This is a genomic window from Brevundimonas bullata (assembly GCF_014207965.1).
Lineage (GTDB): Bacteria > Pseudomonadota > Alphaproteobacteria > Caulobacterales > Caulobacteraceae > Brevundimonas > Brevundimonas bullata_A.
This window is the reverse complement of record NZ_JACHLM010000005.1, coordinates 239812-260069: the sequence shown is the minus strand read 5'-3', so window position 1 is coordinate 260069 and position 20258 is coordinate 239812. Positions and strand designations below refer to the sequence as shown.

Sequence of the window (20258 nt, the reverse complement as noted above, 5' to 3'; positions counted from 1 at the left end):
ATGCTCGTTGTTCGCCCCGCCGGCCCGGCCGACCTCCATCACCTGCTTGAACTGGCCATCCTGTCCGGCCCCGGCTTCACCAGCCTGCCCGAAGACGCCGACGTCCTGAGCGAGCGCCTGGAACTCAGCCAGGCCAGCTTCGAAGGCAGGATCGCGCCGGAAGAAGCCTGGTACACCCTGATGCTGGAAGACGGCGACACGGGCGACATCGACGGCATCGGCTCGGTCAAGGCGACGGTGGGGCTGAAGCGGCCCTTCTTCAGCTTCCGCGTGGTCAACAACACCGTCCAGTCGCCCTCGCTGGGCGTGAAGCTGAACCACCAGACCCTGGTGCTGGTCAACGAATGCACCGGCTGGACCGAGGTCGGCTCGCTGTTCCTCAAGGCCGACCGCCGCAAGGGGGGCGCCGGGCGTCTGCTCAGCCAGTCGCGCTACATGCTGATCGGCGCCCAGCCCGATCTGTTCGCCGACAACGTCCTGGCCGAACTGCGCGGCGTCTTCACCCCCGACGGCTACTGCCCATTCTGGGACCACGTGGCGCACAAGTTCTTCCCGATGGACTTCGACGACGCCGACCGCATGACCGGCTCGACCGACAAGCAGTTCATCCTCGACCTCGCCCCGCGCCACCCCATCTACATCGACCTGCTGCCCGAACCCGCCCGCGCCGTGATCGGCAAGGTCCACCCCCAGGGCGTGCCCGCCATGGCCCTGCTGGAAAGCGAGGGCTTCCGCCCCAACGGTCTGGTCGACATCTTCGACGCCGGCCCGACCGTGGCCTGCGGCCGCGACAACATCCGCACCGTCCGCGACGCTCGCGTCCTGACCGCCCGCATCGAGAACTCGGTCGAGGTCGAACTGCCCTCCCTTGTCTCGACCGACAGCGTCTCGGCCTTCCGCGCCGTCCGCGCCCGCGTCCTGATCGACGGCGACCTGGCCCGCATGACCCCCGACGTCGCCGCCGCCCTGAAGATCAAGGACGGCGCTGTCGTCCGCGTGAAATCCTGAACCGAGTAGCCGCCATGACCCGTTTCACCTCCACCAACCCCGCCACCGGCGAAACCGTCTGGGAAGGCGAAGCCGCCACCACGGAACAGGTCGGCGCCGCCGTCGAGGCCGCCCGCGCCGCCTTCCCCGACTGGGCCGACCGCCCGCGTCAGGACCGCATCGACGCGGTGAAACGCTATCAGGCCGTCCTGAAAGAGCGCGCGCCCGAAATGGCCGAGGCCATCAGCCGCGAGACCGGCAAGGCCCTGTGGGAGACCAAGACCGAGCTGGCCTCGATGGCGGGCAAGGTCGACATCTCCATCCGCGCCTATGACGAGCGCACCGGCGAGCGCTACACCGAAACCGCCTTCGGTCGCGCCACTCTGCGCCACCGCCCGCACGGCGTCTCGGCGGTGCTCGGCCCGTTCAACTTCCCCGGCCACCTGCCCAACGGCCACATCGTCCCGGCCCTGCTGGCGGGCGACACGGTCGTGTTCAAGCCGTCCGAGGAAACGCCCCTGACCGGCCAGCTGATGGCCGAATGCCTGGACGCCGCCGACCTGCCGATGGGCGTGTTCAACATGGTCCAGGGCGGGCGCGAGACCGGCGCCGCCCTGCTGGACCAGCCGATCGACGCCCTGATGTTCACCGGCTCCGGCGCAGCGGGCGCCCACTTCCGGCGCAAGTTCGCCGACGATCCCCACGTCATCCTGGCGCTGGAGCTGGGCGGCAACAATCCGCTGGTCGTCTGGGACGCCGCCGACGCCGAAGCGGTCGCGGGCATCGTGGTCCAGTCCGCCTTCGTCACCACCGGCCAGCGCTGCTCCTGCGCGCGGCGGCTGATCCTGCCCGAAGGCGCGGCGGGCGACGCCATCGTCGAGGCCCTCGCCGCCCTGTCCGACCGCCTGAACTTCGTCCCCTGGGACAGCGACCCCGAGCCCTACGCCGGGCCGCTGATCTCGGAAAAGGCCGCCAGCAACGCCCTGGCCGCCCTGCAACAGCGCATCGACGCGGGCGCCAGAGTCATTCGCGCCTCGGGTCCGGTCGACAACCTGCCCGGCGCCTTCGTCAAGCCCGCGATCATCGACGTCACCGGCGTCGCGGTCGAGGACGAGGAGATGTTTGCGCCCTTCCTGCAGGTCATCCGCGTCCCGACCTTCGACGCCGCCATCGCCGCCGCCAACGCCACCAAGTACGGCCTGTCGGCCGGTCTGGTCAGCGACGACGCCAGGAACTGGGACCGCTTCATCAACCGCATCCGCGCGGGCGTGGTGAACTTCAACCGCCCGACCACGGGGGCGGCGGGCGACATGCCCTTTGGCGGCCTCGGCGCCTCCGGCAACCACCGCCCCAGCGCCTACTACGCCGCCGACTACTGCGCCTACCCCGTCGCCAGCTTCGAGTCCGGCGCGGTCAAGAACATCGAAAGCGAGATCAAGGGCTTACGGGGATGATCTCCATCGATCCGTTCGACAGGAATGAACGGATCAAGCCGGGCGTTCGTCTGCGCGCCCGGCGCCAGCGCACCGTCCCGACCTGGACGGAGGCCAAGCTGTGGGAGCGGCTACGCAAGCTCAATATCCGTATCCGGCGTCAGGCCCCGATCGGCCCCTATGTCGTTGACTTCGCCTGCCTGCGCGCCCGGCTGGTGATCGAAGTCGACGGCGGCGTCCACAATCGCATGGACGTCGCCCTGCGTGATCTGAAACGCGACGAATGGCTGACGAGCCAAGGCTACGGGATTCTGAGGATCGACAGCCGCCGCATCCCCCACGACCTCGACGCCGTCATCGCGGAAATCACCCAGGCCATCCGCCTCAAAGCCCCCCTTCCCCTCGAGGGGGAAGGGGTCGGGGGATGGGGTGTAACCCCACCGCATCTGGAAATGACGCAAGAGGCGCAGTCGCGTCTCCCGCGCTCCAATAATCAACCTCCTGCCAGCACCCCCACCCAACCCTCCCCCCTCGAGGGGGAGGGCTCGTGAGTATTGTCATGCCTGCCATCGAAGCCAACGCCGACGGTCTGATCGGGCCGACCCACTCCTATGCGGGCCTGTCGCCGGGCAACCTCGCCTCCAGCCTGAACAAGGGCGAGGCGTCGAACCCGCGCGCGGCGGTCTTGCAGGGCCTCGACAAGATGAAGCGGCTGGCCGACCTGGGCCTGCCCCAGTTCGTCCTGCCGCCGCACGAACGGCCCAACATTCCCTTTCTGCGCTCGCTCGGCTTCTCGGGCTCCGACAAGACCGTCCTGGCCAAGGCCTGGCGCGACGCGCCTGCGTTTGCCGCCGCCGCCTGCTCGGCCTCGCCCATGTGGGCCGCCAACGCCGCGACGGTGACGCCCAGCGCCGACGCCGCCGATGGTCGGGTCCACTTCACCCCCGCCAACCTGCACACCAACCTGCACCGCTCGCTGGAGCATCGGCAGACCAAGCGGGCGCTGGACGCCCTCTTCCCCGATGCGACCCGGTTCGCCGTCCATGACGCCCTGCCCGCCGTCGCCCATCTGGCCGACGAGGGCGCCGCCAACCACGTCCGTCTGTGCGCCACGCATGGCGGCCGCGGCGTCAATCTGCTGGTCTGGGGCCGCGAAGCATTTGAGCCCTGGGAGGGCCGCTTCCCCGCCCGCCAGACGCGCGAGGCCTCTGAGGCCATCGTCCGCCGCCACGAAGCCGGCCGCCCGGTCCTGGCCCAGCAGTCGCGCGCGGCCATCGACGGCGGCACCTTCCACAACGACGTAGTCTGCGTCGGGGCGCTGGACACCCTCTTCTTCCACGAGCTGGCGTTCGAGGACACGGAAGCGACCAAGGCCGCCATCCGCCGCGCCGCCGACGGCCTGTTCGAGCCTCAGTTCGTAGATGTCTCCGCCGCCGACCTGCCCCTGGCCGACGCCATCAGCTCCTATCTGTTCAACTCCATGCTGATCCAGATTCCGGGCGAGGACCGCCTGACCCTGATCTGCCCGACCGAGACCCGCGACAACGCCCGCAGCCATGCGGTCGCGCAAGCGCTCGCCGCCTCCAACGGCCCCATCGGTCGCGTCGAATATGTCGATGTGCGTCAGTCGATGCGCAACGGCGGCGGCCCCGCCTGCCTGCGCCTGCGCGTCGTCCTGACCGAGGACGAACTGGACGCGACCAATCCCGCCATGCGCCTGACCGACGACCTGCACGTCCGCCTCTCGGCCTGGGCGACCCGCTGGTATCGCGAGACCCTGACCGCCCAGGACCTGGCCGACCCGGACCTGCTGGACGAAACGCGCGGCGCGCTGGACGAGTTGACCGGGATATTGGCGCTGGGCGCGGACTTCTACCCGTTCCAGCGCGTCTAGATCCTTCTCCCCTTGGGGGAGAAGGTGGGCGTCCCGGACTTGATCCGGGACGCTCGGATGAGGGGTAGGGTCGATACGGCCACGACGGTCCGACTCAGGCCAGCGTCCCCCTCATCCGTCATGCTCCGCACGACACCTTCTCCCCCGAGGGGAGAAGGAGACCAAGCCATCACAACTCAACGCCGCAATCCCTTAAAAACATGGGGTTTGAGCGCGCCCGGCACACTTTTCGGCGCCGGATCTTCACCACGCGTCATAATCCCCGCCCGGTCAGCGCCACGGAGGGGATTTCAGACGATTCAGACGAATTGGACTCTGTTTTTTGCGCCCCAGCCGTCAGGCCGCGAACCGCCCGCCCTTGGCCGCATAGGCCTGCGTTCCGCGGGTGAAGACCTTGTCGCTCGGCAGGATGGTGTCGATCGGCAGATCCTCGGCCCCCTTCAATCGCTCATACAGCGGTCCGAAGTCCTGCAGCGTCACCGCCTTCAGTTCCTCGATGCTGTCGATGACGAAATAGACCTGCTGGAAGTCGTCGATGCGGTAGAGGGTCTTCATCACCCGCTCCAGGTCGAAGCCCAGGCGGTTGGGCGAGGCGTCCTCCAGGCTGAACACGCTCTCGGTCGCCGACGAGACGATGCCCGCGCCATAGATGCGAAGGCCGTCGGCCTCCTTCATCAGGCCGAACTCGACCGTGTACCAATACAGACGCGCCAGCTTGTCCAGCATTCCTAGCGACGCCGCCCGCTGCCCGCCCTTGCCATAGGCCTCCATATAGGCGGCGAAGTCGGGGTCGGTCAGCATCGGCACATGGCCGAAGACGTCGTGGAAGATGTCGGGTTCCTGCAGGTAATCCAGTTGATCCGGCTTGCGGATAAACTGGCCCGAGACGAAGCGACGATGGGCCAGATGGTCGAAGAAGACGTCCTCGGGCACCAGTCCGGGCACGCAGACCACGGTCCAGCCGGTCAGGGCCTGCAGCTTGGGGTTCATCACCTCGAAATCGGGGATGCCGCCGGTGTTCAGGTCCAGCGCGTCCAGCCCGCGCATATAGGCGTCGCAGGCGCGGCCGGGCAGGATCTTCATCTGCCGGGCGTACAGGGTGTTCCAGGTCTCGTGCTCGACGTCGGTATAGGCCGCCCAGTTCTGGGGGATGGTCCAGTCGGCGGCGGCGCCTTCGGGTGGGGCTTCAAAGACGTGTTCGAAATCGGACATGGGAACGCTCCTCTCGGCTCTGACGGCCGTTGCGGGCAGATTAGCGCGCGATCCGACCGCCGTCACGCACGTCTATTGCAGCGTTTGTGAACGCGGCGCGTGGCGACCGTGGGCATCGATGGTGAACCACTGTCGCTCATCGTCGAGGGACAAAGGTTCAATCTCCGGCGTCGCCACCAAGGCGTCTTCGGCGGCATAGGCGATCAGCCCGCCCTCGGCGTCGGCGACAAGAATGCGGTAGAAGGGCTGGTCGCTGGCGACCGCGCCCGTCTCTTCGGCCGGGCCTGCGTAGGAGGCGTCCACATCCATGACCAGGCCGTGGAAGGCATGGTCGCGATGGCGGACGATCTGTCCGAGGCCGAACCGGGCGATGTTAACCTGGGTCATGTTGCAATTAGTACGCCCCCGAAGTTGAAGCGGATGCATCGCGTTCTGTTCATCTTTCCGACAGGAAGGACTTGGCGTGGCCGTCGCTCCCGGTTTACGCTGATTTCGACGGGCGCCGTTCTGGGCCGCCCACATGAAAGCTCGGCCCATGCCGGAGACCCCTGGCGCGCCCGCACGGCGCGACGCGAGGTCCCAGCCCACGAAGTCCCGCGATTCAGGGGCTTCCGGTCGCGATGCGCCCCTCTATGGCGCGCTCGACCTGGGGACCAATAATTGCCGCCTGCTGATCGCGCGCCCGTCGCGCGACGGGTTCCGGGTGGTCGACAGCTTCAGCCGCATCGTGCGGCTGGGCGAAGGCCTGTCTCATACAGGGCGGTTGGATGACCACGCCATGGACCGGGCCTATGAAGCCCTGGCGTTGTGCGCCGAGCGCGTCGCCCGCAAGGGTCTGGAGCCCAGCCGCCTGACCGCCGTCGCCACCCAGGCCTGCCGCGCCGCCGCCAACGGCGAAGCCTTCGTCGAACGGGTCCGCCGCGGCACCGGGCTGAAGCTCAGGATCATCGACCCGGCGGAAGAAGCCAGCCTTTCTGTGGCTGGCTGCTTGAACCTGTTTGATCCCCGCGCCGAGGCGGTGCTGGTCATTGATGTCGGCGGCGGCTCGACCGAACTGTCCTGGCTGACGCGCGGCGCCCGCGGGTTCGAAAGCAAGAGCTGGATGTCCGCGCCTTTGGGCGTCGTCACCCTGGCCGAACGTCACCCCGAACCGGCAGGCGACACCGAAGCCTGGTTCGAGGCCATGGTCGCTGACGTCGGCGAGCATCTGGCTGCGGGCGGTCCCAACGACGCCTCGGTGCGTTCCCTGTTCGATAGCGGACGGGTGCATATGGTCGGAACCTCGGGGGCCATCACCAGTCTGGCGGGCATCCACCTGGGCCTGCATCGCTATCAGCGTGATCTGGTCGATGGTCTGTGGATGACGCGCGGCGACTGCGAGGCGGCGGCCGCGCGGCTGAAGAGCCTGGGGCCGGCGGGCCGTGCGGCGGAAAGCTGCATCGGGCCGGACCGCGCGGATCTGGTGCTGGCGGGCGCGGCGATTCTGGAAGCGGTGCAGCGCGCATGGCCGTGCGAGCGCGTGCGCGTCGCCGACCGTGGACTGCGCGAGGGCCTGTTGCTGCAAAGGATGCGCGAAGACCGCCAGAAGCCCCGCCGACGCCGTCGCCGGGGCCGCTCCAGCGGCGCGGATCAGGCGGCGGGCGCTCCATCGACCTGAACCGGCAGGTCGATGTCGCAGACCGAGAAGTCCGCGCCCTTGGCCTGGCGCGCGGCGTCGGCCAAGACCCTGAACTGCACAGAGGCGGTATCCAGCACCCGAACGGTCGGCCGCTCGGCCTGGGGCAGGTCAGACGCCACCCGCACTCGCGCCATGCGATCCGGGTCAGTGACGATGCCGTCAGGGTTAGGGCTGAACTTCAGCGCCCGCACGACGTCCAGACCGGAAATCACCCGCCCCCAGATCGTGTAGCGCTTGTCCAGCGAGGGATAGGGCTGGCGCATCAGGAAGAACTGGCTGTTGGCGCTGTCCGGCGCCTCGTCGCGCGCCATGCCCGCAACGCCGGGGCAGTAGAGACCCCAGGCGTGCACCTTCTTGTCCGCCGTCGTGGCCATGAAGGCGTCGGGCTGGGTCTGGACCGGCAGGGAATGCAGGAAGCCGAGCACGGCCCCGGCCGGCGCCGCCACCGCCGTAAACGGCGTCTGGCCGTCCCGCCGGAAGGTGAACTCGGCCTTCAGATCAGGATAGGGGCTCTGGCCCTCGCCGGTGCCCAGAGGATCGCCGGTCTGGGCCATGAACTGATCGATGACACGGTGCCAGACCTGGCCGTCATAAAAGCCGCGACCGGCCAGCAGGCGGATGCGCTCGACATGGCCCGGCGCGACCTCGGGGGCCAGCTCCACCAGGATACGGCCCTTGCTGGTGTCGATCACCAGCAGGTTTTCAGCCGCAACCGCCCGCCACTCGCTCGCTGAGACGGGCGGCGCCGCAGCAGCGGTCGCCGCCTCTTGCGCCCACGCCGTGCCTGCCAGCGTCAGGACGCACGCCGCCGCCAAACCTGTTGAAAAGCGCATCTATCCCCTCCCCCAATCAGAAAACTCAGCCGCCGGTGATCTGCACCACGGGCTGAACGTCGCAGATGCCGAACTGGGCCCCGCGCGCGGTGCGGGCGGCCTCGACGGCGGCGTTGAAGGGCGCCGAACCCGGCACAGCCACGCGCACGGTCGGGCGCTGGCCCTCCGGCAGGGCCGAGGCCAACTGCACCTTGGTCATGGCGTCGGCGTCGGGACCGACGGCCCCGTCCTTGGCGTCGTCACCGGCCTTTAGCGCCTTGACCACATCCAGGCCCTGAACCACTCGACCAAAGGTCGTATAGCCGCCGTTCAGGTTGTCGTTCTGGCCGCTCATCAGGAAGAACTGGCTGTTGGCGCTGTCGGGCGAACCGGCGCGGGCCATCCCCGCCACGCCAGGACAGAACAGGCCGCTTGCCCCGACCTTCAGGTCGGCGGTGACGAACATCTGGGCGTCCGGCTGAGTCGTGATCGGCAGGCTGCCCATGATGCCGCGCAGCCCCGGCCCGCTGTTCTCGACGGCGACAAAGCCGCTGTCGCGTCCGCGACGGAAGTTGAACTCGCCCTTGATGTCCGGCAGGTCGCTGCCGCCCGCGCCCGTGCCTTCCGGATCGCCGGTCTGGGCCATGAAGTTCGGGATGACGCGGTGGAATTTCAGCCCGTCATAAAAGCCGCGGTTGGTCAGGGTGCGGATACGCTCAATGTGGTTCGGCGCGGCGCGCGGCTCCAGCTCGACCAGAACCCGGCCCTTGGAAGTGTCGATCACCCAGAGGTTTTCCGGCGAAACCGTGCGCCATTCCGCCGTTTGCGCGACAGCGCCGCCCGCGATCATCGAGACCGCTGCGGCGGTCAGAAGCATCTTGAAGGTCATTCGGTATCCTGAAATCTAGCGCAGCACCTTGGCGCGCACCTGGGCGGCGACCGCCGGGCTGACGAAGCTCTCGATCGCGCCGTCCAGACGGGCGATCTCCTTCACCAGCCGCGAGGCGATGGCCTGATGGCGCGGATCGGCCATCAGGAACACGGTCTCTATGTCGCTGTTGAGGCGCTGGTTCATCGCCGTCATCTGGAACTCGTATTCGAAGTCCGCGACCGCGCGCAGGCCGCGCACGATGACGTTGGCGTTCACCTCTTCGGCGAAATGCATCAACAGGCTGGAAAAGGGCCGCACCTGAATATCGGCGTCAAAATGCGCGACTTCGGCCTTCAGCATCTCGACGCGCTCGGCGGTCGAGAACAAGGGGCCCTTGTCGTCGTTCTGAGCCACGCCGATCACCAGCCGGTCGACCAGTTTGATCGCCCGCCCGATGATGTCCATGTGGCCGTTCGTGACCGGGTCAAAAGTCCCCGGATACAGTCCGATGCGCATGGCCTTCGCCTCCCCGCGTTTGGACCCGTTTAGCAGGTGCGAAATCAACGGCCTAGATCGTCTGACACGGGTTTGATCGCCAGGCGTCGATCAGACGCGAAATCAGAGCCTCTGCCGGTGTGAAAGCGTGGCCGTCGATCGCCGCCACGGCGCAGGCGGGCGTGGCGCTGTTGCAGATAAAGGCGGCGTCGAAGGCCTCCAGATCGGACAGGCGCACTGGACGCGTTTCGCTGTCTAGACCGAGGTCCGCCATCCCGCGTTGCAGCAAGGCCTGACCAATCCCCGCCAGCATCGGCGCCTCGGGCCAGACCACGATCTCGCCCTGGACGAAGCCGATGTTCCAGATGGAGCCTTCGGAAATCCGCCCGTCGCCATCGAGGAACAGGGCGTCGTCGAAGCCTGCCCGAACCGCCTGACGCCGCGCACGGGTCAAGCCGAAAGTGGCGGCATGCTTCAGATGCGGGACTTCGCGGGCATAGACTTGGGTCTGAAGGCTCAGCGGCTTAGTCAGAGACGAGGCAGGCGGCGACAGCGTGGTGAGGACGCGCGGCTGAACCACCGCGTGCGGCGCGCGCAGACTGACGGCGTCCGAGAACAGATTAACCCGCAGGCTGAACAGTCCGGAACGCCCGTCCAGCGCCTGTCGCATCCGTTGGCGCAGCGTCGGCTCGGGCACGGCGACGCCAAACAGTTCGACGGCCTCGGCCTCCAGCCGGGCCAGATGCAGATCCAGCCCCCGCACCCCGCCGTCCTCCACCTGCATCGAGGTGAAGGCGCCATAGTTGGACAGGACGAAATGGCCGAGGTCGGCGGCGCTGGCGGGTTGGCCGTCGATCTGCATTTCAGCGCTCATGCAAACCTCCGCTCATCCCGGCGGACGCCGGGATCCAGTGAGAGCCACACGCGCCGCCGCTTGCTTCAAGGCCGTCGTCGACGTTAAAGCCAAAGGACTGGACCCCGGCGTCCGCCGGGGTGAGCGGGAGGGCGAAAGTCAGCCCTCGCCGCCCTCTTCCGTCGGGGTGTCGTCCACGCCGTCGTCGCCGCCGCCCGAATCGGGCAGGCGCTCGACCGAGACGACCTTCTCGTCCTTACCGGTGCGGAAGATGGTCACGCCCTGGCTGGAACGGCCGACGATGCGGACCTGGCTGACCGGGGTGCGGATCATCTGGCCGCCGTCGGTGACCAGCATCAGGTCGTCCGACTCCTCGACCGGGAAGGCTGCGGCCAGACGGGTGCCGGCGCGACCGCCAAGGCCGTGGGCGGTCAACCCCTGCCCGCCACGACCCGTGCGGCGATACTCATAGGCCGAGGAGCGTTTGCCGAAGCCCGTTTCCGTAACCGTCAGGATGAACTGCTCGGCCGCGCCCAGTTCGGCGATACGCTCGACCGACAGGGCGGCGTCGCCCACTTCCTCGTCGTCCGCCTCGACAGCCGTGACCTCTTCGTCCGCATCCGCGCCGGCCAGAGCCTTGCGCATGGCGTTGGCGTGCTTGACGTAGGCGGCGCGTTCTTCCGGCGAAGCATCCACCCGGCCCAGGACGGCCATGGAGATAACCTCGTCGCCGCCTTGCAGACGGATGCCGCGCACGCCGGTCGAATCCCGACCCTTGAAGACGCGAACGTCGTCGGCCTTGAACCGGATGGCCCGGCCCAGCTTGGTCGTCAGCAGGATGTCGTCGTCGGCGTTGCAGAGCGCCACGCCGACCATGTGGTCGCCGTCTTCCAGCTTCATCGCGATCTTGCCCGCGCGGTTCACCGTGGCGAAGTCGCTGAGCTTGTTACGCCGCACGTCGCCCGACTTGGTGGCGAACATGATGTCGTAGTTGTCCCACTCGGACTCGTTTTCCGGCAGAGGCAGCACGTTCATGATGCTGTCGCCCGGCTCGATGGGCAGCAGGTTGACGAAGGCCTTGCCGCGCGACTGCGGGTTGCCCAGCGGCAGGCGCCAGGTCTTCAGCTTGTAGGCCTTGCCGTTGGTGGCGAAGAACAGGACCGGGGTGTGGGTCGAGGCCGAGAAGACGCCGGTGATGGCGTCCTCGTCCTTCATCGTCATGCCCGACTTGCCCTTGCCGCCGCGATGCTGGGTCCGATAGGCGTTCAGCGCCACGCGCTTGACGTAACCGCCCAGTGTGACGGTGACGACCATGTCCTCACGTGGGATCAGGTCCTCGTCTTCCATCTCGGCGTCGCCTTCGCCGATCAGGGTGCGGCGCGGCACGGCGAACTGGTCGCGCACCACCAACAGGTCGTCGCGGATGATGGCCAGGACGTGCTTGCGGTCCGACAGGATGGTCAGGTGGCCCTGGATGGTGTCGGCCAGGCCGCGCGCCTCGCCGAAGATGTCGTCACGGCCCAGGCCGGTCAGACGCGACAGGGTCAGGGCCAGGATGGCGCGCGCCTGTTCGTCGGTCAGGTTCAGCTTGTCGCCGTCGATCAGCACCGAGCGCGGATCGGCGATCAGTTCGACCAGGGCGATCATGTCGCCGACGGGCCAGGCCTTGGCCTGCAGCCTCTCGCGCGCCTCGGCCGGATCGGCCGAGGAACGGATAATATGGATCACTTCGTCGATGTTGGCGACGGCGACGGCCAGACCAACCAGGACGTGGCCCCGGTCGCGGGCCTTGGCCAGCTCGAACTTGACCCGGCGGATGACGACTTCCTCGCGGAACTCGAGGAAGAGCTCCAGCATCTTGCGCAGGCCCATCTGCTCGGGACGGCCGTGGTTCAGCGCCAGCATGTTGACGCCGAACGAGCTTTGCAGCGCCGTATAGCGGAACAGTTGGTTCAGGATGACGTCGCCCGACGCGTCGCGCTTCAGCTCGATGACGATGCGCATGCCCTGGCGGTCGGACTCGTCGCGCACGTCGGAAATGCCTTCCAGACGCTTCTCGCGCACCATTTCGGCGATGCGTTCGATCAGGGTCTGCTTGTTCACCTGGAACGGCAGTTCGGTGATGACGATGGCGTCGCGATCCTTGCGGATCTCCTCGACCGAGGCGCGACCGCGCACGATGACCGAGCCGCGCCCGTCGCGCAGCGCATTACGCGGCGCCGTGCGGCCCATGATCTCGCCCCCCGTAGGGAAGTCAGGCCCCGGCACGATGTCCAGCAGGGCTTCATCGCCCATGTCAGGGTTGTCCAGCAGCGCCACGGCTGCGTCGATGATCTCACCCAGGTTGTGCGGCGGGATATTGGTCGCCATGCCGACGGCGATGCCGCCCGCGCCGTTGACCAGCAAGTTCGGAATCCGCGCCGGCAGGACGACGGGTTCCAGCTCCTTCTCGTCGTAGTTGGGCTGGAAATCGACCGTGTCTTTTTCGATATCGGTCAGCAGCGCCACGGCCGCCGGGGCCATCTTGGCCTCGGTGTAACGCATGGAGGCCGGCATATCGCCATCGACCGAGCCGAAGTTGCCCTGACCGTCGACCAGCATCAGCCCCATCGAGAAGGGCTGCGCCATCCGCACCAAGGCCATGTAGACCGAGGCGTCGCCGTGCGGGTGGAAGCGACCCAGCACGTCACCGACGACGCGCGCGCACTTCGAATACGACCGCTCTGGCGTCATGTTCAGGTCGTGCATCGAATAGAGGATGCGGCGGTGAACAGGCTTCAGACCGTCGCGCGCGTCCGGCAGGGCGCGGCTGACGATGACGCTCATGGCGTAGTCGAGGTAGGAGCGTTTCAGCTCATCCTCGATCGTGATGATGGAGATGTCGCCAGGCGCCGAAGGTGCGGCGTTGTCGTAGCTGTCGTCGGTCAAGGAAATCAGGCTTTAAATGGCCGGAATCGGAACGTGATCCGCTATTCCGGTTTCTAGCATCCGGGGGCCGTGGTGGCAAAGCTGTGCCGCTGTTATCCCCATGCCCAAAAGGACAGGAAATCCATGCGTATGAACGCCTATGCCCTCGCCGCCATCGCTACGACCTCGCTGATCGCCGCCAGCGCCTCGGCGCAGAGCCATGATCACGCCGCCATGAACCACGGCGCGCACGCTTCGGCCGGGGGCCAGGCCCGCGCCATGGACCATTCGGCCATGATGCCCCGCGCCACGCCGGGCCAGACCGGTCAGGCCGTGATCATCAACGGCCAAGGCGCCGAAATCGGCAAGGCCACCATGACGCAGGGCGCGACGGGCCTGCTGATCAAGGTCGAAGCCACGGGCCTGACGCCAGGCTGGCATGGCATCCACATCCACGCCACGGGCCAATGCGCAGCCCCCTTCACCTCGGCGGGCGCCCACATCAACCACACAGATCCCAAGACGCCGCACGGCCTGCTGAACGCCCAAGGCCCAGACGACGGCGACCTGCCCAACCTCTACGCCGCCGCGGACGGGTCGGCGAAGGCTGAGTTCTTCACCACCCAGGCGCGCATCAGCCAGGACGGCCCCGGCCAGTGGCTATGGGACGCGGACGGCTCGGCCCTGGTGATCCACGCCAACCCCGACGACCACAACAGCCAGCCCATCGGCGGCGCCGGCGACCGCGTGGCCTGCGCCGTCCTCAGCGCCAACTAAGCTGGACGATCAGACCTTGGCGGGGGCGCCGGCGCGCAAGCCGCGCTCCCCCAGGGCGACCGTGACCACCCCGATCAGAGCGATGGCCACCCCGGTCAGGATCTGCGGCGTCAGCACGTCGCCCATCCACAGCCAGCCGATCAGGATGGAGACCAGGGGCGAGCCCAGAAGATAGGGCGTCACCCGCCCCGCCTCGCGCCGCTGCACCAGCCAGAAGACCAGACTGGTTGCGAACACTGACGAAATCACACCCGCCCAAACCACCGTGCCCCAGACCATGGGCGACGCCGCCTTCGCGGCCTCCCACTGTCCCGTCTCGAACGCCAGGGAGCCGATGGTCAGCACCGGAAAGGCCATCAGGGCCAGCAGTCCCTGCATTTTCAGCGGCGGGATGGAGGTGGTGCGCCGCGCGATCACCGTCGTCAGCGCCCAGGCCGAGGCGCCAGCCGCCCCCACCGCAATCGCCTTCCAGTCCTGCAAGGCGTGAGGGTCCAGCGTCATCCAGGCCACCCCGACAAAGGCAATGACCAGCCCGACCGTCGCCATCCGGCTGATCCGCTCGCCCAGCAAGAGGAAGGCGAACAGCGAGGTCAGCGGAATCCACAGCTGGGTCGCCACTGTCACCGGGCTGACGTCATGGGCCAGCCAGAAAGCCAGATAGATCAGGCCATAGTGGATCGGACCGCCCACAACGGCGATGATCAGCAGGCTCTTCCAGTTCGGGAAAGGCGGTCGGACGAACCAGACCAGACAGGCGGCGGCGATGGCGAATCGCAGCGCCCCCACCATCAGCGGCGGCATGACCTCGGTGGCGATCTTGGCGGCGGCGTTGTTGATGCCCCAGATCAGCATCACCGCGATGATGGCGCCGATCTCGAGCAGACTGAGCGGGGAATGACGTTGGCTGGACACCCGCGACCTGATGCCACAGCCCGGCGCGAAAGGCCCGTCACGTTCGATGACGGCTCTTTTCCATCACGCCTGCCCTAGTCTTCGCCCGACAGGGTGCTATCCCCCGCCCCTTCGCGAACCCGAGGCAGATCGATGACCCGCACCCTGGCCGCCCTGATGATGACCGTCGCCGCCTTCAGCGCCGCGCCCGCGCTCGCGCAGCCCGCCAAGGGTCCCAGCAACGTGGTCTCGCCCCAGCCCCTGCCCATCGACGACAGCCGGCCGCGCGTCTTCCTGGGCGGCAGCATCGACATGGGCGGCGCGCCGGACTGGCAGGCGGCCATGACCTCGGCCCTGGCCGACATGGACGTGGTCATCCTCAATCCCCGCCGTCCCGACTGGAACCCCAACTGGCGCCCCGAGGCCGACGAGCCCGAGTTCCGCCGTCAGGTCGAATGGGAACTCGCCGCGCTGGAATCCGCCGACGTCATCGTCATGTATTTCGCCCCCGGCACGCAAAGCCCCATCAGCCTGCTGGAAATGGGCCTGCACGCCCGCGGCGGAAAGCTGATCGTCCTGGCCCCGCAGGGCTTCTGGAGGAAGGGCAACGTCGACATCACGGCCCAGGCTTACGGTGTCAAACAGGTGCAATCCCTGCCCGAACTGACCGCCGCCGTCCGCGAAGCCCTGAGCGCCGCCGCAACGCAAGCCCGCTTCGCCCGCTGACAGTAAAAAGGCCGCGCCCTCCTTTCGGAAGACGCGGCCTGATCATTCGATTGAACCGACCTTAGAACGGGATGTCGTCGTTCAGGTCGTAGCTTTCCTTGGGACCTGAGGGCTTGTTGGCGCCGCCGGTCGAGAAGCCCGAGGAGTAGTCGTCGTCGTTACGGCCGCCACCGCCCCCGCCGTAGCCGCCGCCCTGACCGCCGCCCTGGCTGTCGTTACGACCGCCCAGCATGGTCAGCTGGCCGTTGAAGCGCTGCAGCACGATCTCGGTCGAGTATTTCTCGACGCCTTGGGCGTCCGTGTATTTGCGGGTCTGCAACGAGCCCTCGATGTAAACCGTCGAGCCCTTCTTCAGGTAGTTCTCGGCCACCTTGACGATGTTCTCGTTGAAGATGACGACCGCATGCCACTCGGTCTTTTCCTTGCGCTCGCCGGTGGCCTTGTCGCGCCATTGTTCCGAGGTCGCGATGCGAAGGTTAGCGACACGGTCGCCGCTGTTCAGCGTGCGGATTTCCGGGTCCTTGCCCAGGTTGCCGATGAGGATGACCTTGTTGACGCTGCCGGCCATGACCGATGTCCTTTTATGTTCTTGCCGCCGATCCCTAGCGGATCGGGACGGAATGTTCCAGTTTTGTTCACACCCAAGCGGGCGGGAATTTTAGGGCGCGACGGCGACAGGGCGACCGTCGATCTCGCGCTGAATGGCGCCCGGAATGGCCAGCCGGCCGTCCCCCGTCCGCGTCAGGGCGAAGAAGCGCTGTCCCGTCAGCGTCTTGCCGAACTTCACGCCGCCTCGGTCGATGAAGATGAACTGCCCCTGATAGGCGCCGATCATGTCGCGGTTGTTGCCGCCCAGGCGGAGGAAGCGCAGACGCATTTCCTCAAGACGCGCGGCGCAGAACTCGATCTGCGGCTGGTTGCGAGCGACGACGTTGATCTGGGGCGCCGACTTGCCGTCCTCGGCCAGGACCACATGATAACAGACGCCAGTCTCGGTCGGCGCCTCGACGCCCTTCTGGGCGCAGGCGGCGACGGTCAGGCCCAGAAGGCCTAGCGCGATGACGGGCGCGGCGGCGGAAACGAAAGTCTTCCTGGTCATCGGCCCAGCTCCGGGAACTGACAGTTGCGGTCCTGCTGGGCCAGGGTGCGGAAGCGGTTGTTGTCGCTCGACTGCTCGACGCGACGCGGCACCAGACGCAGGGTTGTGTCGCCCCAACGGCCATACTGGGCCTCGCCCGGACGGACGCAGGTGCCGGCGTAGAGCGCCTGAACACAGGCCCCCAGACTCATGCCGCCGCCAATCGAACGCCATTCCGAGCCGGTGTGGCGAAGACAGGCGGTGGCCGACGAGGCCGGCGCTTGGCGGGTCGGCTCCGCAGGCGAAGCGCCCTCATCGACCGGCGCAATCTCGACGGTCGGCTCAGCGGGCAGTTCAGGCGGGGGCGCAAAGGCGGCGGTAGGCGCGGCGGCAAGGGCGCCGGTGGCGTCCAGCCCCACGTCCAGGGCGCTTGTGGCGACGCCGTTGCGCTGGGCGCAATCGGCCAGGGTCGCCTGACCCACAAACTGGCCGTTGACGAAGCAGCGCAGCTCGCGCGCGGGTTCCAGCGTGGGGGCCTCGGCGAGATCGATGGTCAGTCCGCCCTGCGACGCGGGCGGCGCCTCGGTCGGCCGGTCCCGTCCGCCGCTGAACACCAGAGCCGCCGCGACGGCCGCCACAACGGCTAGGCCGCCCCCGATGATCAGGACTGTACGATTGTCTTTAGGAAGGGCCATGCGGGACTCGACGCCAATGATGGCCCCAATAACCCCGGCGACGCCGCGTGCGTCAACCTAAAGCGGGGTTCACTGCTTCTAGGCTGTGAGTCGTGCCAGCGCCGCCTGATAGTTGGCGAGCTGAGCCTTGAGGTAGGCGGGCGCCTCACCCGTGATCTTGGGCTTATCGCTGTCGGGCGACAAAGACTTGTAGGCGTCGCGCAGCACCTTGACCGCAGCCAGCAGGCTTTCGTTCGCTGTCTTGACCGCCTCGGGGTCACGCAGGTTCAGCGTCTTGGGAAGGTTCAGGCCGAAGGTCTTCAGATCGCTGCTCTTGGGTCCGATATAGCCCGGCGTCAGGCCCAGCCCCGCCAAGGCGTCTCGTCCCGCCTCGCCAGACCGAATCACGGCGCCGTCGCGGCCATCGGCAAAGGTGATCGAGAGACGTTGAACCCCGCCTGACGTGACCTTGGTGTCGCCGTCGAGGCCCGTCACATGGTCCTTGTCGGTTTTGATCGTGACCTTGAGCGTCCGTCCCGAGGCCGTCTCGATCTTGCGAGCCAAGGTCTGCAAGGTCTCCTTGGCGTCGATCGTGACCGCTACCGACCGTCCACTGGTCGACGACGTCACATAAAAGCGGTCGCCAGTACGCAGAGCCGTGACATCGACCAGCCTCTTGGAATCCCCCTGCGAGATCTCGCCCTGGGGCAGACCCAGGCGATCCAGCACGCTGGCGCCGCCAGCCGCGACGGCTATGGTCGTCGGGGCCGCCTGACCGTGGGCGCCGGTCCATGTCTGTTTCCACTCGACCGCGCCGCTCATGGGGTCGATACGCGCCAGATATCCCGAGGTCGGATCCGCGGGCTTGGCCCCGATGGGACGGTCCGAAACGCCCGTCAGCCAGACCTTGCCGTCCACGATCTTGGCGTCTGCGGCGCTATCGTCCCCCTCGCCGCCGAAGTAGGTCAGCCGGTCGTTCGCCGAGACCGTGAGATCGTCGGAAATCACCGCGACAAAGGCGTCGGTTCCACCGGCATGGGGGTTATTGACCTGACCGATGTCCAGCGCGCCGTTGCGCGTCGCTCCGGCGACAATCACCTGACCGTTCAGGACCGACAGGCCGCTGATCTCGCCGCTGCCGGACCCGCCCAGGTCGCGGGTGGACAGAAGGGTCGGTGCGCCTGACGCCCCGATCTGGAAACGGCGCACGATCATGCGGCCGTTCTCGACCCCGGCCGTATAGAGATTGTCGCCGTCGATCGTCATGGCCTGAACGTTATCGTCCCCGGCTGTGCCGAACTGACTGACGCCCGTCGCCGTCCCCTTGATCGGCGCCAGAATATGCGCCTGACTCTCGCTGAAGGCCTGGACATAGCCGTCCCAGCCGCCTGCCGAAGCCGCGCCGAGCATAGCCGACTGTGAACGCCCGGCGACATAGACCTTGCCATCGGCGCCGAAGGAAACCGCGGTCGCCTCGTCCGCCGCCTTGGCGCCGCGACGCTGGGTCCACTGCTCGACGCCCTTGGCGTCAAACACGGTCACGAAGCTGTCGGCCACATTGGCCGCCGCCCCCGAGGCGCCCGGCTCGAGCGCGCCGATCACCGATCCGGCCACAGCCACCCGGCCGTCAGCGCCCACCGAAATGGCGTAGCCGCTGGCGGTTGAAGCAGCGCCCAGGGCCCGGCTGATCACAACCTTGCCGGCGGAATCCAGCTTCATCAGTACGACGTCGCCCTGCCCCTTGATCGGCTGCGTCGAGGTTCCCGCGCTGACGTCTGCGACAATCCACATCGACCCATCCGGGGCGACGGCGCTGGCGCGCACGGTCTCCACGCCGTCGGGCAGGCTTGATTTGCCGACCTGGCCGTCCACCCAGAAAGCGCCGCCCGTGGCGTTGGCCGCGCCTTCCTGGAACTTCAGGACGTCATGTCCGCCGGCATTTCCCGAGCCCTGAACGACATAGACGGCGTCGGACGAAGCCACGGGGACGAAGCTGACCGTTTCAAACGCCACGCCCTTGACGCTAAGCGCCCACTGATCAGGCCCGGCCGGCAGGGTGACCGTCTTGTCGCCCGTCTTGATAACCCGAGGCTCCGACGGGAGCAGTTCGCGGCTCATCCGCGTTTCCAGGCCCGCCGCCTCCAGCTTGCCGTTGATGTGGGCCGTCACCGACTGCATCGTGCGCGGCTCTGAGCCCATCTCCGCCAAGTCGATGGCGATGGTCTGCGTCCCGCTGGCTTTCTTGACGGTGATGTTGAATTTGACGTCGCCTGCGAAGGCCTCGACCGGCTCGTTCGGCGATCCGCTGTGGATCGCTCCAGTGACGTACTTCACGGAGTCCCGAGCCACGGCCGCGCCGGTCTGCGCCTTGGTCTCAGAGACCCCCTCGACCATCCGCAAGCGATCGAAATCCGCCGATCCGAGATAGGCGGAAAGCTCGGCCATGCCCGCATCGAAGCGTTTGGTCAGCTGATTCTGCTCAAGGCTGCTCAGCCCGCGCTGACCGGCCCGATCGGATATGGCCTCCAGCATGGAAAGCCCCTGATAAAGGGCGAAGATCTTGCGATAGTCGCCGGAGGACACGCTCTGCATGTCCAGCGATGTGGTCGCCTCATTGATAAAGCGCCGACCGCTCAGCGCTGTGCGCAACAGATCAGACTGGCTTTGAGGCTTGGCCGTCGCGGCCCAGGGCGCCGTCGGCTGCTTCTTGGCGGCAGCAGAAGTTCCGCCCTGAGACCCCGTCGCAGGCGGAGTCAGGCCGTACATGCCAAGAAGATAGCTGTTGTTGATCACAGACCGATACGCTCCTGCGTACAGCTTGCCTCGAAGCCGGTAACGAACTGTTTAAGATCGACGAGGAACAGCCAAGCCGAGTTCACGTTAGGCTGCGGTCAAGCTCCGGTCACAGGTCAGGGATTTCGCCCTATGCCCTACGTGCGTTGGTTGCTCATGAAGTTGGCCAGCCTTTAT

At 67.2% G+C, this 20258-nt stretch carries 19 protein-coding genes; 7 read left to right on the top strand and 12 right to left on the bottom strand.

Annotation, left to right across the window (positions count from 1 at the left end):
* Genes HNP51_RS14755 through astB form a run of 4 tightly spaced genes read left to right on the top strand, consistent with a single transcriptional unit; the run spans position 1 to position 4314 of the window.
* The gene (locus tag HNP51_RS14755) at positions 1–1008 is read left to right on the top strand and encodes an arginine N-succinyltransferase (protein ID WP_184271749.1); all 1008 of its coding nucleotides are present in this window, start codon (positions 1–3) and stop codon (positions 1006–1008) included.
* A 14-nt stretch (positions 1009–1022) separates the two neighbouring features.
* Positions 1023–2441, top strand: coding sequence for a succinylglutamate-semialdehyde dehydrogenase (gene astD / locus HNP51_RS14750; protein WP_184271752.1), 1419 nt, complete (start codon positions 1023–1025; stop codon positions 2439–2441).
* Positions 2438–2971: an endonuclease domain-containing protein gene (locus tag HNP51_RS14745; RefSeq protein WP_184271755.1), complete on the top strand. Its 534-nt coding sequence runs from the start codon at positions 2438–2440 to the stop codon at positions 2969–2971. Before astD ends, HNP51_RS14745 begins: the two co-directional genes overlap by 4 nt.
* Before the next feature lie 8 nt (positions 2972–2979).
* A complete protein-coding gene (astB, locus tag HNP51_RS14740; protein ID WP_184271758.1) occupies positions 2980–4314 on the top strand; it encodes an N-succinylarginine dihydrolase in 1335 nt (444 codons plus the stop codon).
* A gap of 336 nt (positions 4315–4650) precedes the next feature.
* On the opposite strand, the gene phhA is transcribed toward astB, so the two are convergent.
* A complete protein-coding gene (gene phhA, locus HNP51_RS14735; RefSeq protein WP_184271761.1) occupies positions 4651–5526 on the bottom strand; it encodes a phenylalanine 4-monooxygenase in 876 nt (291 codons plus the stop codon).
* 72 nt (positions 5527–5598) lie between these two features.
* Entirely contained in the window at positions 5599–5913 is a 315-nt protein-coding gene (gene hspQ / locus HNP51_RS14730) for a heat shock protein HspQ (RefSeq protein WP_184271764.1), read from the bottom strand.
* 148 nt (positions 5914–6061) lie between these two features.
* On the opposite strand from hspQ, the gene HNP51_RS14725 reads away from it, so the two are divergent.
* On the top strand, positions 6062–7183 hold the full coding sequence (locus tag HNP51_RS14725) for a Ppx/GppA phosphatase family protein (RefSeq protein ID WP_184271767.1): 1122 nt from the start codon (positions 6062–6064) through the stop codon (positions 7181–7183).
* On the opposite strand, the gene HNP51_RS14720 is transcribed toward HNP51_RS14725, so the two are convergent.
* The 5 genes from HNP51_RS14720 to gyrA all read right to left on the bottom strand — a co-directional run bounded on the left by HNP51_RS14720 (position 7156) and on the right by gyrA (position 13163).
* On the bottom strand, positions 7156–8037 hold the full coding sequence (locus HNP51_RS14720) for a peptidylprolyl isomerase (RefSeq protein WP_184271770.1): 882 nt from the start codon (positions 8035–8037) through the stop codon (positions 7156–7158). The genes HNP51_RS14725 and HNP51_RS14720 overlap by 28 nt on opposite strands.
* A gap of 25 nt (positions 8038–8062) precedes the next feature.
* On the bottom strand, positions 8063–8905 hold the full coding sequence (locus HNP51_RS14715) for a peptidylprolyl isomerase (protein ID WP_184271773.1): 843 nt from the start codon (positions 8903–8905) through the stop codon (positions 8063–8065).
* A gap of 15 nt (positions 8906–8920) precedes the next feature.
* A complete protein-coding gene (gene coaD / locus HNP51_RS14710; protein ID WP_184271776.1) occupies positions 8921–9403 on the bottom strand; it encodes a pantetheine-phosphate adenylyltransferase in 483 nt (160 codons plus the stop codon).
* Positions 9404–9455: 52 nt separating this feature from the next.
* Positions 9456–10256 carry an aminotransferase class IV family protein gene (locus HNP51_RS14705; RefSeq protein WP_184271779.1) on the bottom strand — a complete coding sequence of 267 codons (801 nt, stop codon included), beginning with the start codon at positions 10254–10256 and terminating at the stop codon, positions 9456–9458.
* A gap of 138 nt (positions 10257–10394) precedes the next feature.
* Positions 10395–13163 (bottom strand): DNA gyrase subunit A, encoded by a 2769-nt coding sequence (gyrA, locus tag HNP51_RS14700; protein ID WP_184271781.1) that lies wholly within the window; start codon positions 13161–13163, stop codon positions 10395–10397.
* Positions 13164–13376: 213 nt separating this feature from the next.
* Here gyrA and HNP51_RS14695 point away from each other — a divergent pair, with 213 nt between their 5' ends.
* Positions 13377–13919 carry a superoxide dismutase family protein gene (locus HNP51_RS14695; protein ID WP_184272350.1) on the top strand — a complete coding sequence of 181 codons (543 nt, stop codon included), beginning with the start codon at positions 13377–13379 and terminating at the stop codon, positions 13917–13919.
* A 9-nt stretch (positions 13920–13928) separates the two neighbouring features.
* Here the strand turns inward: HNP51_RS14695 and HNP51_RS14690 are convergent, their stop codons facing one another.
* Entirely contained in the window at positions 13929–14831 is a 903-nt protein-coding gene (locus HNP51_RS14690; RefSeq protein WP_184271784.1) for a DMT family transporter, read from the bottom strand.
* Positions 14832–14963: 132 nt separating this feature from the next.
* Between HNP51_RS14690 and HNP51_RS14685 the strand changes: the two genes are divergently transcribed.
* On the top strand, positions 14964–15536 hold the full coding sequence (locus HNP51_RS14685) for a nucleoside 2-deoxyribosyltransferase domain-containing protein (RefSeq protein WP_221415930.1): 573 nt from the start codon (positions 14964–14966) through the stop codon (positions 15534–15536).
* Positions 15537–15597: 61 nt separating this feature from the next.
* Here HNP51_RS14685 and ssb read toward each other — a convergent pair whose 3' ends face one another.
* The 4 genes from ssb to HNP51_RS14665 form a co-directional block, all read right to left on the bottom strand.
* Positions 15598–16104: a single-stranded DNA-binding protein gene (gene ssb / locus HNP51_RS14680; protein WP_184271787.1), complete on the bottom strand. Its 507-nt coding sequence runs from the start codon at positions 16102–16104 to the stop codon at positions 15598–15600.
* A 90-nt stretch (positions 16105–16194) separates the two neighbouring features.
* Positions 16195–16635, bottom strand: a complete 441-nt coding sequence (locus HNP51_RS14675) for a hypothetical protein (protein WP_184271790.1) — start codon at positions 16633–16635, stop codon at positions 16195–16197.
* Positions 16632–17309, bottom strand: coding sequence for a hypothetical protein (locus tag HNP51_RS14670; RefSeq protein ID WP_184271793.1), 678 nt, complete (start codon positions 17307–17309; stop codon positions 16632–16634). Before HNP51_RS14670 ends, HNP51_RS14675 begins: the two co-directional genes overlap by 4 nt.
* 78 nt (positions 17310–17387) lie before the next feature.
* Positions 17388–20081 (bottom strand): transcriptional regulator, encoded by a 2694-nt coding sequence (locus tag HNP51_RS14665; RefSeq protein WP_311769952.1) that lies wholly within the window; start codon positions 20079–20081, stop codon positions 17388–17390.
* Positions 20082–20258 lie beyond the last annotated feature (177 nt).

Excerpts from the sequence above, each read along its gene's own strand:
- HNP51_RS14755 (WP_184271749.1), top strand. The coding sequence starts at position 1 with ATGCTCGTTGTTCGCCCCGCCGGCCCGGCCGACCTCCATCACCTGCTT.
- astD (WP_184271752.1), top strand. The coding sequence starts at position 1,023 with ATGACCCGTTTCACCTCCACCAACCCCGCCACCGGCGAAACCGTCTGG.
- HNP51_RS14745 (WP_184271755.1), top strand. The coding sequence starts at position 2,438 with ATGATCTCCATCGATCCGTTCGACAGGAATGAACGGATCAAGCCGGGC.
- astB (WP_184271758.1), top strand. The coding sequence starts at position 2,980 with ATGCCTGCCATCGAAGCCAACGCCGACGGTCTGATCGGGCCGACCCAC.
- phhA (WP_184271761.1), bottom strand. The coding sequence starts at position 5,526 with ATGTCCGATTTCGAACACGTCTTTGAAGCCCCACCCGAAGGCGCCGCC.
- hspQ (WP_184271764.1), bottom strand. The coding sequence starts at position 5,913 with ATGACCCAGGTTAACATCGCCCGGTTCGGCCTCGGACAGATCGTCCGC.
- HNP51_RS14725 (WP_184271767.1), top strand. The coding sequence starts at position 6,062 with ATGCCGGAGACCCCTGGCGCGCCCGCACGGCGCGACGCGAGGTCCCAG.
- HNP51_RS14720 (WP_184271770.1), bottom strand. The coding sequence starts at position 8,037 with ATGCGCTTTTCAACAGGTTTGGCGGCGGCGTGCGTCCTGACGCTGGCA.
- HNP51_RS14715 (WP_184271773.1), bottom strand. The coding sequence starts at position 8,905 with ATGACCTTCAAGATGCTTCTGACCGCCGCAGCGGTCTCGATGATCGCG.
- coaD (WP_184271776.1), bottom strand. The coding sequence starts at position 9,403 with ATGCGCATCGGACTGTATCCGGGGACTTTTGACCCGGTCACGAACGGC.
- HNP51_RS14705 (WP_184271779.1), bottom strand. The coding sequence starts at position 10,256 with ATGAGCGCTGAAATGCAGATCGACGGCCAACCCGCCAGCGCCGCCGAC.
- HNP51_RS14695 (WP_184272350.1), top strand. The coding sequence starts at position 13,377 with ATGAACCACGGCGCGCACGCTTCGGCCGGGGGCCAGGCCCGCGCCATG.
- HNP51_RS14685 (WP_221415930.1), top strand. The coding sequence starts at position 14,964 with ATGACCCGCACCCTGGCCGCCCTGATGATGACCGTCGCCGCCTTCAGC.
- ssb (WP_184271787.1), bottom strand. The coding sequence starts at position 16,104 with ATGGCCGGCAGCGTCAACAAGGTCATCCTCATCGGCAACCTGGGCAAG.
- HNP51_RS14675 (WP_184271790.1), bottom strand. The coding sequence starts at position 16,635 with ATGACCAGGAAGACTTTCGTTTCCGCCGCCGCGCCCGTCATCGCGCTA.
- HNP51_RS14670 (WP_184271793.1), bottom strand. The coding sequence starts at position 17,309 with ATGGCCCTTCCTAAAGACAATCGTACAGTCCTGATCATCGGGGGCGGC.